The sequence below is a fragment of the Qipengyuania sp. SM2512 genome (genome assembly GCF_054954005.1).
Genome location: NZ_CM143134.1, coordinates 2,620,406 through 2,633,981 on the forward strand (window position 1 = coordinate 2,620,406; position 13,576 = coordinate 2,633,981).

Annotated in this window: 13 protein-coding genes; all 13 read right to left on the reverse strand. The window is 66.8% G+C overall.

The window, feature by feature from the left end:
• Positions 1–80: 80 nt before the first annotated feature.
• The 13 genes from ACQ5J0_RS13070 to trpE all read right to left on the reverse strand — a co-directional run bounded on the left by ACQ5J0_RS13070 (position 81) and on the right by trpE (position 13,567).
• Complete coding sequence (locus ACQ5J0_RS13070; RefSeq protein WP_462567947.1) at positions 81–737, reverse strand: DUF3526 domain-containing protein; 657 nt, start codon at positions 735–737, stop codon at positions 81–83.
• Positions 707–1,462 carry an ABC transporter permease gene (locus ACQ5J0_RS13075; RefSeq protein ID WP_462567949.1) on the reverse strand — a complete coding sequence of 252 codons (756 nt, stop codon included), beginning with the start codon at positions 1,460–1,462 and terminating at the stop codon, positions 707–709. The genes ACQ5J0_RS13070 and ACQ5J0_RS13075 overlap by 31 nt, the downstream gene beginning before the upstream one ends.
• Entirely contained in the window at positions 1,459–2,886 is a 1,428-nt protein-coding gene (locus ACQ5J0_RS13080) for an ABC transporter permease (protein ID WP_462567950.1), read from the reverse strand. The genes ACQ5J0_RS13075 and ACQ5J0_RS13080 overlap by 4 nt, the downstream gene beginning before the upstream one ends.
• Positions 2,883–3,629, reverse strand: coding sequence for an ABC transporter ATP-binding protein (locus tag ACQ5J0_RS13085; protein WP_462570122.1), 747 nt, complete (start codon positions 3,627–3,629; stop codon positions 2,883–2,885). Before ACQ5J0_RS13085 ends, ACQ5J0_RS13080 begins: the two co-directional genes overlap by 4 nt.
• Positions 3,630–3,682: 53 nt before the next feature.
• The gene (locus tag ACQ5J0_RS13090) at positions 3,683–5,836 is read right to left on the reverse strand and encodes a TonB-dependent siderophore receptor (RefSeq protein WP_462567951.1); all 2,154 of its coding nucleotides are present in this window, start codon (positions 5,834–5,836) and stop codon (positions 3,683–3,685) included.
• Positions 5,837–6,369: 533 nt separating this feature from the next.
• The gene (gene lexA, locus ACQ5J0_RS13095) at positions 6,370–7,059 is read right to left on the reverse strand and encodes a transcriptional repressor LexA (RefSeq protein WP_462567953.1); all 690 of its coding nucleotides are present in this window, start codon (positions 7,057–7,059) and stop codon (positions 6,370–6,372) included.
• Positions 7,060–7,135: 76 nt separating this feature from the next.
• On the reverse strand, positions 7,136–8,341 hold the full coding sequence (locus tag ACQ5J0_RS13100; RefSeq protein WP_462567954.1) for a molybdopterin molybdotransferase MoeA: 1,206 nt from the start codon (positions 8,339–8,341) through the stop codon (positions 7,136–7,138).
• A complete protein-coding gene (gene moaC / locus ACQ5J0_RS13105; protein ID WP_462567956.1) occupies positions 8,338–8,826 on the reverse strand; it encodes a cyclic pyranopterin monophosphate synthase MoaC in 489 nt (162 codons plus the stop codon). Before moaC ends, ACQ5J0_RS13100 begins: the two co-directional genes overlap by 4 nt.
• Positions 8,823–9,620, reverse strand: a complete 798-nt coding sequence (gene trpC / locus ACQ5J0_RS13110) for an indole-3-glycerol phosphate synthase TrpC (RefSeq protein ID WP_462567957.1) — start codon at positions 9,618–9,620, stop codon at positions 8,823–8,825. The genes moaC and trpC overlap by 4 nt, the downstream gene beginning before the upstream one ends.
• A complete protein-coding gene (gene trpD / locus ACQ5J0_RS13115) occupies positions 9,617–10,615 on the reverse strand; it encodes an anthranilate phosphoribosyltransferase (protein ID WP_462567958.1) in 999 nt (332 codons plus the stop codon). Before trpD ends, trpC begins: the two co-directional genes overlap by 4 nt.
• Positions 10,612–11,211: an anthranilate synthase component II gene (locus tag ACQ5J0_RS13120; protein WP_462567959.1), complete on the reverse strand. Its 600-nt coding sequence runs from the start codon at positions 11,209–11,211 to the stop codon at positions 10,612–10,614. The genes trpD and ACQ5J0_RS13120 overlap by 4 nt, the downstream gene beginning before the upstream one ends.
• On the reverse strand, positions 11,208–12,065 hold the full coding sequence (locus tag ACQ5J0_RS13125) for a phosphodiester glycosidase family protein (RefSeq protein ID WP_462567960.1): 858 nt from the start codon (positions 12,063–12,065) through the stop codon (positions 11,208–11,210). Before ACQ5J0_RS13125 ends, ACQ5J0_RS13120 begins: the two co-directional genes overlap by 4 nt.
• Positions 12,062–13,567: an anthranilate synthase component I gene (trpE, locus tag ACQ5J0_RS13130; protein ID WP_462570123.1), complete on the reverse strand. Its 1,506-nt coding sequence runs from the start codon at positions 13,565–13,567 to the stop codon at positions 12,062–12,064. Before trpE ends, ACQ5J0_RS13125 begins: the two co-directional genes overlap by 4 nt.
• Positions 13,568–13,576: the final 9 nt, after the last annotated feature.

Genomic DNA, 13,576 nt, shown 5'->3' on the forward strand with positions numbered 1-13,576 from the left:
AAGGGGCGCATCACATTGAGGGGTGGTGACGGGTGCGCTTTGGATCGAACCAGCGACCCGTTAATGGAAAACAGCCGTTCTCACTCGGCTCCGGCTCGGGATGCCTGGTTTACATCGACCCGGCGGGCTCGTCGCAGCCCCAGAGCCAGCAGCGCCAGCGCCGCGAGCGCGAGTGCGATGAGCGAGCCCAGCGCGATCGATCCTCCGAAGCCGCGCGGCGCGAATTCGGGCAAACGATCAAAATCCGCAGCGGTGAACGGCCGTTCCTCGAACACATAAGGGTAGTAGAAATAGCGGATCCGGCGATGAAACGCGCCGATGCTGTCCTGATAGGCGAGCTGCGCGGCAAGATCGGTGTCCGCCAGCCGATGCAGCAGGACCTGCGTGGCGACCGTCGGCAGCACCCATCCTGAACGTTCGGACCAGCGCTCGCGCGCCGCCAGGCTGGCGCGGTATTCGGCCACCTGTGGCGCGACCGCCTCGTCGCCCACCTGGTGGAAGGCGTGGTACCATTTCCAGTGGAAGCGCCCCGTCACCGGCGGGGTGTCGCGCCATTCAGGATGGTTGACGAAGAAGGCGTCGAAGGTCTCCTCCTTCGGCCGGTCCCAGGCACCGTGAATGACCTCGCGCTGCGCCAGCGTCAGATCGGTGCCGCGGGCGACCGGGATGGCGGCGTTGATCGCGCTGGTCGCAAGCGTGGGCAGGATCAGCGTGAGAACGATCCAGCAGCCCAGCAAGCCCGCCGCGCCGGCACCCGAGTTCGCACCATGGCGGCCACGAGCAGGCCCAGCCCCGACCAGAAGGCGAGATAGAGCGCCGCGACCAGCAGCATGCCCGCTCCCGCCAGGAAAGGCGGCTGCATCAACACGAGGCCGAAGGCGAGCGGCAAGGCCAGCGCCGCGAACACCATCAGGTAGCGCGCCGCAAGCCGCCGCAACCACAGGCCCCGGCTGCCGGGCAGCGACAGCAGCAATCGGAGCCGTCCCGCCTCGCGCTCGCCCGCCACCAGATCGTGCATCAGCACGATGACCGCCAGCGGGGCGAGGTAGATCAGCACGAATGACCAGTCGAACGGCCCCGGCAGCGCCAGTTCGGGGTTGATGTTCTCCGATTCGTAGAGTTGCTGCTGAAGCCCGAGCAGGCGCACCCGCAGGGTGAAGGGCTGGATATCGCGCTGGCCGACCGCCGCGAAGGCGAGGGCGGATGGCGGGTCCCAGGTCAGGTGGAAGGTGTAATAGGCGCCGTAGCCGGCATCGCCATCGGGTTGGCCGTAGACCGCGGCGACCGAGGCCAGGTCCGCTGCGCTGGCATCCTGCACCCGCTCGATCGCCGCGTCCTGGCGCTGCGTGACCGAGATGCCCGACCACACCGCCAGCGCGCTGAGCACGAACAGGAATGCCAGCACTCCCGCCGCGATCCGCGAACGCAGGACGAGTTTGAGCTCCGCACCATACCGGGTCATCGGGCGATCCTTACAAGGCGACGCCCGGCAACGGCGTAGAGCAGTACCAGCCCGGCCAGCCAGAGCGCGAGAATGGCGAAAGTGGCGGCGATCCTGCCGCTGCCATAGACGAGGGGGTCCGGCGCCACGTAGGAAAAGCCCGGGATTTCCCGCCAGTTGGAAGCATCGATGCGCGGATCCTCACCTGGGTCCACGGCCGGAATCTTCTCGGCCTGCATCCGGTTCAGCTCCTGCACGAAAGCGTAGCGGTAGCTTTCGACCTGGTTGAGGAAATCCTGGTGGCTGTCGAGATCGGTCCCGGCCAGCGTCATCGACAATTGCCGCACCGCGATCAGCGGGCTGGCGATGCCGAAATTGCGCACCAGCTCGCCCTGCTGGTCCTGACGCGCGAAGGCCTCGGAGGCGTAATTGTCGAACAGCTGCGAGGTCAGCCGCTCGCCCTCGATCGAAACGAGTCCGGCATATTGCACCGGCAGATCGAGCACATCGTCCACGCCGTAGCGCGCCAGCGTCTCTTCGCGGAAGTCGCTGAAATAGGGATCGTCCGGATCGTGGCTGTCGCCGATGGATTTCAGGTCCCGCCCGATCGCCACCTCGGTCTCGATCCGCGTCGGCGCGGTCTCGGAGGCGGCGGCGAGCTCGGGCAGGCCGCGGGGAAGGAGCACGACCGTCACCATCCACAGCGCGATCAGCGCAAGCAGCGCGTCGCGCCCTCGCGACAGCAGTGCCGAGACCAGAAGGGCGGCGAGCGTCCAGGCCAGCAGATAGGCGGTGTAGGCGAGCATCATCAGCGCCGCCTGCACCGGCGAGGCCCCCGCGCCCGAGGCCATGAGCGCCAACGCCACCAGCGCGGGCAGCAGGATCGCGCCGGCGACCCCCGCATGCGCCAGCAGCTTGCCCGACAATAGTTGTCGCCCGCTGATCCCCTGCGCGAGCATCAGCCGCAGCGTGCCGCGCTCGCGCTCGCCCGCGAGCGCGCGGAACGCGAGGAAGATGATCAGCAGCGGCGCCAGCGTCTGCAGCACGAAGGCGGGCGTCAATTGCCCGAAGCGCAGCATCAGCGAGGATTGGCGCGCCTCGGCAAAATTGGCGCTGTTCTGCCGGTGGCCCTCCAGGAACACCATATTACCGGTGTAGGGATCGACCCCGAAGTCGAAGAACGCCAGCGGTGCGAGCGGCCGGAACACGAATTGGCCGTAGTGGACCATGCGATGCGGGTGGCGGTCGGGCTGGTTGTAGAATTTCTCGACCTGCTCGGCCTGGTACCGGCTTCGCGCCTCATCGATCGCGGCCTGCTTCTGCAGGCTGATGAAGGTGGCCGTGAGGATGAGCAGGACCAGCAGCGCACCGGCCAGAACCGCCACGCGGCTACGCGCCAGCGCCCGCCATTCCTCGCGCGCGATCCGGATCGTTGCGCCGCTCATGCCGGGAGCCTTTCGCGCTTTTCGGAATAGCGGCGGAACAGCGCCTCGACATCGAACCGCGCGCCGTGCGCCTTGGCGATTTCCTCGTCGAGATGGCCTTCGCGCAGGAAGCCGATGCGGTCCGCCACTGCGGCTGCGCTCAGCAGGTCGTGCGTGGCCATCAGCGTGGCGATGCCCCGGCTGCGAGCGGCTTCGAGCAGTTCGTTGAATTCCGCGGTGGCGTGCGGGTCGAGCCCCGAGGTGGGCTCGTCCAGCAGCAGTACGGGCACGTTGCGCGCCAGCGCCAGGGCGATCGCGACCTTCTGCCGCATGCCCTTGGAAAACCCGCCGACCCGCTTGTCGCGCGCCTGCGAAGCCAGTCCGACCGCGTCCAGCGCCGGATCGATCACCGTGGCCCGGTCGCGCTCCGCACTCGCGAGATGGAGGAAATAATCGATGTTCTCGCGCGCCGTCAGATGCTCGTAAAGCACCACGTTCTCGGGAACATAGGCCAGCTGCGCGCGCGCCCTGTCTGGTTCGGCCGAGGGATCGACCCCGCCGACCGCAGCGTGGCCGGAAGTCGGCTTGATGAAACCCAGAAAGATGTTGAGCGTGGTCGACTTGCCCGCGCCATTGCCCCCCAGCAGCGCGTAGATCTCGCCGGGCCCGACCCGCAGGCTGAGATCGTCGAGCACGCGGTGGTTGCCAAAGCTGTGCTGCAGGTTCCGCGCCTCGAGCAGGGCTGCGGGATGGTTCTGGTCCAGTGTCACTATGTTCTACCTCAACAAATCTCGGTCGGAATGGCGAAGCGCTGCGATCAGAAGGTCGCTCGAAGGCCGACGGCCGCGGTGCGCGGCGCTCCCGGCTGCACCCAGAGCTGCGAATAGCTGTTGGCATACCAGTCGGCGTCGAACAGATTGGCGACGCTGCCGAACAGCGTCACGCCTTCGATCATCTCGACCTCGCCGAAGACTCGGAACAGCGTGTGGGCCGGAAGGAAGAACTCGGTTCCGGTGGCCCCCAGCCGTTCGCCGACATGCTGCACCCCGGCTCCCGCCATGGCTTCGCGGCTCGCGAGGTCGAAGCGCTTGAGCGCCTGCAGGTTGAGCGTGTGGTCGGGAATGTTGATCAGCGGATCGCCCGGAGAGATCACGAAGGAGAAGTTCGGGTCGAGCACGCTCGAGCGCGACTGCGCATCGACATAGGCGTAGCTCAGCAGCGTCTCGATGCCGCCGGGGAAGCGGCCGTTAAGGTCGAGTTCGACGCCGCGGCTGCGCGCCTTGCCGATCGCCACCGAAAAGCCGGGATTGTTGATGTCGCTCGCCAGGACATTGACCTTATCGAGCTGGAAGACGGTGAAGGTGCCGGTCAGCGCTCCATCGAGCAGCGTGAGTTTCGCGCCCGCCTCGATCGAGCGGCTGACCTCGGGATCGAAGATCACGCCGGTCACATCGGTGCCGATATTGGCGCGGAAGCCTTCGCTGTAGGAGGCGTAGAGCGTCACCGGCCGGCTCAGCTCGAACACGATCCCCGCCTGCGGGCTGATCCGACTGTCCTTGCGTTCGCTGTCCACGCCCGTGAGGTAGTTTTCCGTCCGCAGGGTGAAATCGTCGTAGCGTGCGCCGATCCGGATCTGGAGGCGAGCGGTGATCTCGATCTGGTCCTGGATGAAGATCCCGGTCGAGAGTTGCGTGTCGAGCCGGTCGTTGTTGGGCAGCGGAGCCGGCAGCGGAAAGCGTCCGTAGACCGGGTCGAATATGTCGATCAGATAGGCCGCTTCCTCGCTCGGATTGCTCCCGACCGAGGGCGGGCGGACCCGGCGGAAATCCTGGTAATTGTCGAACTGGTCGTGATCGGCGCCGATCAGGATGCGGTGCCGCAGGCTGCCGGTCTCGAACTCGCCGCTGACCTCGCCGCGAAACGCCAGCTGCTCGGAATCATAGAGCCGCGAGCGCCGCTGGCGCGACAGCGAGCGTCCGTCGGTGAAGATCGGCTGGCGCGCATCGGCCAGTTCGGGATCGGAGGAAAAACCGGTCAGCAGCGTGTCGCGCACGCTCGCGCCCAGCAGCACGCTCCAGCGGTCGCTGAAATCGTGCTGAAGCCGCAACTGATGCCCTTCGGCGCGCGCGATGTGGTCGCCGTCGCCCGGCTCGCCCAAATATCGGCTGCGCGGGACCGTGTCGAAATTGCCGTCGAGCACCACGATCCCGCGATCGAAGGGAACCTCGACCCGGGTCTTCTCGAGATCGTAGGTCAGGCGGGTGTTCGCGCCCAGCGCGAGGCCGATCGACGGCAGAAAGCCCCAGCGGTACTCTTCGACCGTGTCGCGAAAACTGTCCGCCCGTTCGGCATAGCCGATCAGGCGTATGGTCAGCGCCGGGGTGATCGAGACGTTAACATCACCTTCCGAACGCAACCGCTCGAAGCTGCCGTATTGAAGAGCGAAGGAACCGAAGGTTTGCCCGAGCTGCGCCTGCTTGGTGACCAGATTGACCGTACCGCCCGGCTCGCCGCGACCCAGCAGCGCCGCGGCGGGACCCTTGAGGACCTCGATCCGCTCGATCCCCGCGACATCGCGCTCGCCGCCGAAGCCGCGCCCGCCGTTGAAACCGGTGACCAGATAGCCGGTGGGCAGGTTCTCGTCGCCAGCAAAGCCGCGGATGGCAAAGGAATCCCAGAGGCCGCCCAGCGTGTTCTGGCGAGCGATCGATGCGTTGAGATCGAGCGCATCGTTGAGCCGGATGATCCCGTTTTCCTCAAGCGTCTCGGCCTCGATCACATCGATCGACTGGGGAATCTCGGTGAGCGAGAAATTGCCGCGGTAGGCCTGCCTCACGCCGCTGACGACGATCGTGTCGGCGCCGGTGGGCTGTTCGGGGGTTCCGCCAGCGGTTTGCGCCGAAGCGGGAGCGCAGACCAGCATGGCCAAAAGAGGAGCGGACGCGGCGGATACGAGCAGACGGGTGGTCATCGGACAGGCGGGCTTTCGAGTGAGGATCGGTGCCAAAGAGACATCATCTCATGGCGATCCGCCGCCTGTGCAGATGGAAGGGGACCGCGTCAATGATATAATATACCACAACGTGACGCTCGCCGAACCGTTCGCTCGCTCGCTAGCCGGATCGGGCTTCCTTGAGCGCGTAGAAGATCCTGCTTTCATCGTGGCCGGTGAGTTCGAGCACCCCCGTGTCCACCATCACCTCGTCTCCGCTGAGCTGGAGGGCGGTGCTGGCCTTTACCTCATTGTAAGGGTCGGCGCTGATATCCCAAAAATCCGTGATCCGTTTGGAACGCGAGACGGTGAGGCCTTACCCGGCGGCACGATCAATATCGTGCTCCATGCCCGGAGGCTGGAGCACAAGCGAGAGTTTCTCAGTCTCGCGGGCACGATCCGCAGCTGTTCGGCTGGGATCGGCTATCAGACCGGGACGGCCACGACGGTGTGCTCTACCGCTTTATCCCGGCGAGCCCCGCCAAGTTGCAACACCGGCCCGAGTGGGCCGGTCAGTGGTAGCGGCGCAATAGCCCTGCAAGCTTGCCCTGGACCTGCACCTGATCGGCGCGGTAGACCTGCGGCTCGTAGGCGGAATTGGCCGGGTCGAGCGTGATCCGTCCATCCGCGCGGCGCAGATATTTGAGCGTCGCTTCCTCGTTGTCGACCAAAGCGACCACGATCTCCCCATCGCGCGCGGTATCGGTGCGGCGGATGAGCGCGAAGTCGCCGTCGAAGATCCCAGCCTCGATCATGGAATCGCCCGAGACCTCGAGCGCATAGTGATCGCCGGGACCGAGCAGCGCAGCGGGAACCGGTAGGCTCGACTGCCCTTCAATCGCCTCGATCGGCGCGCCTGCGGCGATCCGGCCGTGGAGCGGGAGCTCGATCACGTCGTTGGCAGGTTCGCGAGTCACCGTCTTGGCGCCCAGCGGCGGCATGACCGTGTCGTTCGCCGGCTTCTGGCTGCGCGCGGCCGGGACGGCATCCTCGGGCGTGCGGATGACCTCCAGCGCCCGCGCGCGGTTGGGCAGGCGGCGGATGAAGCCGCGCTCCTCGAGCGCGCTGATCAGCCGATGGACGCCGGACTTCGACTTGAGATCGAGCGCCTCCTTCATTTCCTCGAAGGAAGGCGAGATGCCGTTTTCCTCCAGCCGCAGCTGGATGAAGCGGATCAGCTCGTGTTGTTTGCGGGTCAGCATCGCAGAGTCCTTGTGCCAGAGGCCCGGCGGAACGGGCGAACGAACACGGAACAAGTACGAAACAAACCCGGCGTCGTCAAGCCTGTCGCGAAAGCATCATGCATGAAATCGGCGAGCCGATTGCCGCTTCGGGCGCATGCGCCGGACGGATCGCGAGCGCGTCGGCCTGCCACAGCGCGTGCAGCGCTCCGCTGTCCTGATTGCCCAGCGGGTGGATCGCGCCGTCGATGATGCGCGAACGGACGAAATCCTGCCGGCCACCAATGGCGGGGAAGGGCGCGCAGGCGGGCAGCTCGCTCGTTCGAGGCAGCGCTTCGTTCGCGCCGAGCATGGCGCGCAGCAACGGCAGCACCAGCATCTGTGCGGTGACGAAGGCCGAAACCGGATTGCCGGGCAGGCCGACGAGGATGGCCTTGCCAAGACGCGCCACCATGACCGGCTTTCCGGGACGCATCGCGATCCGCCAGAAATCCACGCTTCCGCCGAGCTGCGCCAGAGCCGGCTGGATCAGGTCGTGATCGCCCACCGATGCGCCGCCAGTGGTGACGATGAGATCGGCATCGCTCTGCGCGGCCAGAGCCTCGGCCACCGCTTCGAGCCGGTCGGGGACGATCGGCGGCAGCGTCGCATCGATCGGCCAGTGCGCGAGCAGCGCCGCGAGCATCGCGCCATTGCTCGCCGGGATATGCGCCGGGCTGGGCAAGGGTGCACCCGGCGGCACCAGTTCGTCGCCGGTGCTGAGGATCGCCACCCGCAGCCGTCGGTGGACGGGGAGCCTGCCGTGCCCCGCCATCGCGGCAAGCGCGATCAGCCGCGCGTCGATCGGGGCACCGGCCGGCGCGAGCAGGGTCTCGGGCTCGAAATCATGCCCCGCGCGGCGAATATGCGCGCCTTGCCGGGACGGGCCGTCGCCGGCGAGGCGCAGCGTGTCGCCGGCGCGTTCGGCATCTTCCTGGACGAGGATCGTGTCGGCGCCCTGGGGCATGATCGCTCCGGTCGAAATGCGTGCCGCTTCGCCTTGGCGCAGCGCGGTGCCGAATGGTCGTCCCGCCGCGCTCTCGCCGACCACGGTCCAGGGCCCGGGCCGATCCGACCAGCGGATCGCATAACCGTCCATCGCCGACAGGTCGGCGGCCGGCTGGCGGCGCGCGGCGACGAGAGGTCGAGCGAGGTAATGGCCGAGGCAGGCGGCGAGCGGCTGATCGATGACCGCGCCGGGACGGGCGAGCGCGAGCAACCGCTGCTGCGCTTCGGCGAGCGGGAGCAGGCCCAAACCGGTCACGCCCGATCCGTCTCTCGCTCCGCGACCCAGTCGCCCGAGTTGCCGCCGCTCTTGGCGAGCAGCCGGACCGGGCCGATGGTCATGCCCTTGTCGAGCGCCTTGGCCATGTCGTAGACCGTGAGCAGCGCCACGCTCGCCGCGGTCAGCGCCTCCATCTCCACTCCGGTCTTGCCGCTCGTACGAACGCGGGTTTCGACGCGAATGCCGCTGCCGAGATAGTCGAACTCGACGCTGACGCTGGCGATCGGCAGCGGGTGGCACAGGGGGATCAGATCGCTGGTGCGCTTGGCCGCCATGATGCCCGCGATGCGCGCGGTGCCCAGCACATCGCCCTTCTTAATGTCGCCGGCGCGGATCGCGGCGATCACCTCGGGCGTCATCGCAATAAAGCCCTCGGCCACCGCCTCGCGCACGCTGTCGGCCTTGCCCGAGACATCGACCATATGCGCCGCGCCCTGCGCGTCGAGATGACTGAGGCTGGTCACCGCGTGGGCGATCCGGTGAGCAGCCGGCGGGTGGCGGTCTCGATATCGTCCTGGCGCATCAGCGCCTCGCCGACCAGAAAGCTACGCACCCCGTGCCGCGCCATCCGCTGGCAGTCGTCATGCGTGACAATGCCGCTTTCGCAGACCAGCAGATAGTCGTTCGGAACCATCGCCGCGAGCCGTTCGGTCGTCGCCAGATCGACCGCAAAGCTGCGCAGGTCGCGGTTGTTGACCCCGAGCAGCCGCGACTTCAGCTTGAGCGCGCGGGCGAGTTCGGCCTCGTCGTGCACCTCGATCAGCACATCCATGCCCTGGTCGAGCGCGGCGCTCTCGATATCGGCCATCTCGGCATCCTCGAGCGCGGCGACGATGATCAGCACCGCATCGGCCCCGAACGCGCGGCTCTCTGCGACCTGCCAGGCATCGACCATGAAGTCCTTGCGCAGGCAGGGCAGCGCGCAGGCGCCCCGCGCCGCCACCAGAAAATCGTCATGCCCCTGAAAATAGGGGACATCGGTCAGCACCGAGAGGCAGGCGGCACCCCCCGCCTGATAGGCGGCGGCATGCCCGGCCGGGTCGAAATCCTCCCGGATCAGCCCCTTGGAGGGGCTGGCGCGCTTGATTTCGGCGATCAGCCCGAACCCGGTCTGCGATGCTCCGGTCAGCGCCTTGGAGAAACCGCGCGGCGCGCTCTGCTCACTCGCGAGCCGCTCGAGATCGCCAAGCGAACGCTGCTGGCGACGCCGGTCCACCTCCTCGCGCTTGACCGCACAGATTTCCTGTAGCTTGTTCATGCTGCGGCCGCCAAGGCGATCCAGCGGTCGAGCAATCCCTGGGCGGCTCCGCTGTCGAGCGCCTCACTGGCGATCTCGGCGCCTTCGGCCCAGTCGGCGGTCTTGCCTGCGACGATCAGCGTGGCGCTGGCATTGAGCAACACCGCATCGCGATAGGGTCCAGGGGTTCCCGCCAGCAGCGCTTTTAGCGCCTTAGCGTTGTGAACAGCATCGCCGCCCCGGATCGCCTCGACCGGCGCATGGGGCAGATTCGCAATGCCTGCATCGACCCGTCGCATTTCGAAAGCGTCCCCGCGCACGTCGGCAAGCTCGTTGCCGCCCGCCAGGCTCAGTTCGTCGATGCCTTCGTCGCCCGAGGCGATGAAGGTGCGCTCGGTGCCCAATCGCGCCTTGGCGGCCGCGTAGATCGGCACATAGGCGGGGCGGGCGATCCCGATCAGCTGGCGCTGGACCCCGGCTGGGTTGGACAGCGGTCCCATCAGGTTGAAGATCGTCCGCTTGCCCAGCCGCTGGCGGATCGGCTGGATGCGCGCCATTGCCGGGTGATGGTTCTTTGCGAAAAGGAAACAGATGCCGAGCTCGGCCAGGGTTTTCTCCGCGGTCCGGCCAGCAGCTTCCATATCGAGCCCGAGCGCTTCCAGAGTGTCCGCGGCGCCCGACTTGCTGCTGGCGGCGCGGTTGCCGTGCTTGGCAACCGGCACCCCGGTCGCTGCGACCACCAGGCTGACCGCGGTCGAGACGTTGAGCGTGTGGTGGCCGTCGCCGCCGGTACCGCAGCAATCGACGGCATTGTCCGGCGCCGAGATTGGAACAAGTCGCGCGCGCAGGGCCCGGGCAGCGCCGGCGATTTCGTCGCTCGTTTCGCTGCGATCGGTCATTGCGACCAGGAAACGAGCGATGTCGTCGTCTGCGACCTCTCCATCGAGGATCCAGCCGAATATTTCTTCCGCTTCGGTCTCGTTCAACCGTGCCTCGGCGGAGGGAAGCCGCTTCATGCCGGCACCTTCGCGTCCATGCCGCAGAGACGCAGGAAATTGGCGAGCAGTGCGTGGCCATGCTCGGTGGCGATGCTTTCGGGGTGGAACTGGACGCCGTGGATCGGCAGCTCGCGGTGGCGAAAGCCCATCGCGCTGGTGCCGTCGAGCCCGGGGGTCTCGCTGGTGGCATTGACTACCAGACTCTCGGGGATACCCTCGACCACCAGCGAGTGATAGCGCGTGGCGATGAAAGGCGAGGGCAGGTCGGCGAACACGCCGCTGCCGTCATGCGTCACGGCGCTGGTCTTGCCGTGCATCAGCCCGCCCTGAACCACGCGGCCGCCGAAATGCTGGCCGATCGCCTGATGACCCAGGCAGACTCCCAGCAGCGGCAGTGCGGCGTCGGCGCAGGCATCCACCAGGTCCAGGCTGATGCCCGCGTCGTTGGGAGTGCAGGGGCCCGGCGAAATCAGTACGCCTTGCGCACCGCTCGCGAGCACCTCGCGCGCGCTCAGCGCGTCGTTGCGCTCGACCCGCACTTCTGCACCGAGCTCCATCAGATAATGGACCAGGTTGAAGGTGAAGCTGTCGTAATTGTCGAGGACGAAGATCATTCCTCGGCGCTGGCTTTTTTCTCGACCACGATCAAGGGGCCGATCGCCGCCCCGGTATCGAGCCGCCCGGTGGCCGGGTTCCACAACGCCGAAACGTTGCCGTCCAGATAGAGCGCATCTGAGACCGACAATTCGTCGCGATAGAAGCGTGCCAGCTTGCCGAAGGAGATCGGCGCGTTGGAGATGACGAAATGCGCGCGACCTTGGCCGTCGATGCCGACGCCGTTCCGAACCAGGCGGGATTCGCCATCGGTAGAAATCTCTGGATGCAGCTTGCCGTCGATCAACAGCATCGGGCCCGATTGGGTTCCGAATTCGGGTCGGTCGCTGACATTGGCGAGGAAATCCTCGGTGGTGCGGATTTCCCATGTCTCGCCGCTGCCGAAGAACACGCCATTGGGGTCGAGGTGGAAATTGCCCTCGCCATCCTGGGTGTTGAGCGTCTTCAACCGCTCGGAATCCTCAACGTAGTAACCGATCGGATCGCCTTCGTCGTCGAACATGCCTGCGTTCATCGCGAAGGCGACAGTCTCGGCATCGCGGGCGCCGGCAAAGGCGGAGAGGCTGCGGTAGTTCTCGCCATCCGCTCCGGCGAGGTCGGTAGCGATGCGATGGCGCGAGGGGACCGCAAGGCAATGGGTAAGCGACGTGTCCTCGAAGATAACCGAACGACACGCCGATTCGACCTGGCTGGCAATGGTCGGCTGGGCATCCTCGGCGGGGCCGTCTGCTGCGGTGCCGGTCGAACCGCCGCGGCCGATTTCGGCGCGGGCGATCGGCTCGCCTTCGGGTTGCTGCTCGCACCCCGCGAGACTGCAAGCGGCAAGCGCCAGGATGAAGAGGCTTTGCTTCACTGGCTGTCTCCATTCTCTCTGGCGATGCGGAACGCTTCCTCGGCTGCGGCGCACAGCGCGCCCGCCTTGGCGAGACATTCGTTCAATTCATAGTCCGGATCGCTGTCGGCGGTGATTCCGGCGCCGGCCTGGACATGCATTGTGCCGTCCTTGAGCACCGCGGTGCGAAGCACGATGCAGCTGTCCAGCGATCCATCGGGGGCGAAATAGCCGACTCCGCCGGCATAGGGTCCGCGCGCTTCGGGCTCGAGCTCGGCGATGATCTCGCAGGCGCGCAGCTTGGGCGCGCCGCTGACCGTGCCGGCGGGAAAGCCGGCGAACAGCGCGTCGAGCGCGTCCTTTGCCGGATCGAGCTGGCCGACGACATTGCTCACGATATGCATGACATGGCTGTAGCGCTCGATGGTGAAACTGTCGGTCACGGCGACGCTGCCCGCCGCCGAGACCCGGCCGACGTCGTTGCGCCCAAGATCGAGCAGCATCAAGTGTTCCGCGCGTTCCTTGGGGTCGGACAGCAGCGATTGCTCGGCTTCGCGATCGGCCTGGGGCGTGGCACCGCGCCGGCGGGTCCCGGCGATCGGGCGCACGGTGACCTCGCCATTGCGGACCCGGACGAGAATTTCGGGGCTTGAGCCGACAACAGAAAATCCGGGAAGATCAAGGAAATAGAGGAAGGGGGAGGGGTTCACCCTCCGCAGCGCGCGGTAGAGCTCGATGGGGGGGAGCGGGAAGGGGCAGGTGAAGCGCTGGGCGAGGACGACCTGAAAGATATCGCCCGCGACGATATAGTCCTGCGCTTTCAGCACCATGGACTTGTATTGCGACGCCTCGAGCTGGGGAGTCAGCACGGCCTGAGCGGGCACTTCCGCACCGGCCGGCGACGGCGGAACCGGCTGCATCAGCCGCTCGAGCGCCTCGTCGATGCGGTTTTCGACCGACGCTATCTGCTCGCAAACAGTCGATTCGACATTCGACCATAAGGGCGCGACGCAGAACAGCATGTCGGTCAGAGTGTCGAACACGAGAATCAGCGTTGGCCGCACGAACATCATGTCGGGCAGGTCGAGCTCGCCGCTCGGCGCGCGCGGCAGGTCTTCCACCAGTGCGATGGTCTCGTAGCCGAAATAGCCGACCAGGCAGGACAATACCGGCGGCAGCTCCGCGGGCACCGCGATCCGGCATTCCGCGACCAGCTCGCGCAAGGCCGGAAGCGTGTCGGCATCGCAGGCGGCGAAAGCCTGGCGATTCTGCGCCCAGTCGCGATTGATCGCAGCCTTGTCGCCCTCGGCCCGGAACACCAGGTCGGGTGCGAGGCCGAGCAGGCTGTAGCGCCCGCGGATCTCGCCGCCCTCGACCGATTCGAGCAGGAAATCGCCGCGCTCGGGCTCGAACAGCTTGAGCGCGGCCCCGACCGGGGTCTGGGTATCGGCGAGCACCCGCCTCCAGACCAGCGCCGGGCGTCCGGCGCTCAGCTCGGCGGCGGCGTGCCGTGCGCCCTGGATATGGGTCAG

What these genes read in the sequence shown, in the direction of transcription:
- ACQ5J0_RS13075 (WP_462567949.1), bottom strand. Translation starts at nt 1,462, where the DNA reads ATGACCCGGTATGGTGCGGAGCTCAAACTCGTCCTGCGTTCGCGGATC.
- ACQ5J0_RS13080 (WP_462567950.1), bottom strand. Translation starts at nt 2,886, where the DNA reads ATGAGCGGCGCAACGATCCGGATCGCGCGCGAGGAATGGCGGGCGCTG.
- ACQ5J0_RS13090 (WP_462567951.1), bottom strand. Translation starts at nt 5,836, where the DNA reads ATGACCACCCGTCTGCTCGTATCCGCCGCGTCCGCTCCTCTTTTGGCC.
- lexA (WP_462567953.1), bottom strand. Translation starts at nt 7,059, where the DNA reads ATGCTGACCCGCAAACAACACGAGCTGATCCGCTTCATCCAGCTGCGG.
- trpC (WP_462567957.1), bottom strand. Translation starts at nt 9,620, where the DNA reads ATGAACAAGCTACAGGAAATCTGTGCGGTCAAGCGCGAGGAGGTGGAC.
- trpD (WP_462567958.1), bottom strand. Translation starts at nt 10,615, where the DNA reads ATGAAGCGGCTTCCCTCCGCCGAGGCACGGTTGAACGAGACCGAAGCG.
- ACQ5J0_RS13120 (WP_462567959.1), bottom strand. Translation starts at nt 11,211, where the DNA reads ATGATCTTCGTCCTCGACAATTACGACAGCTTCACCTTCAACCTGGTC.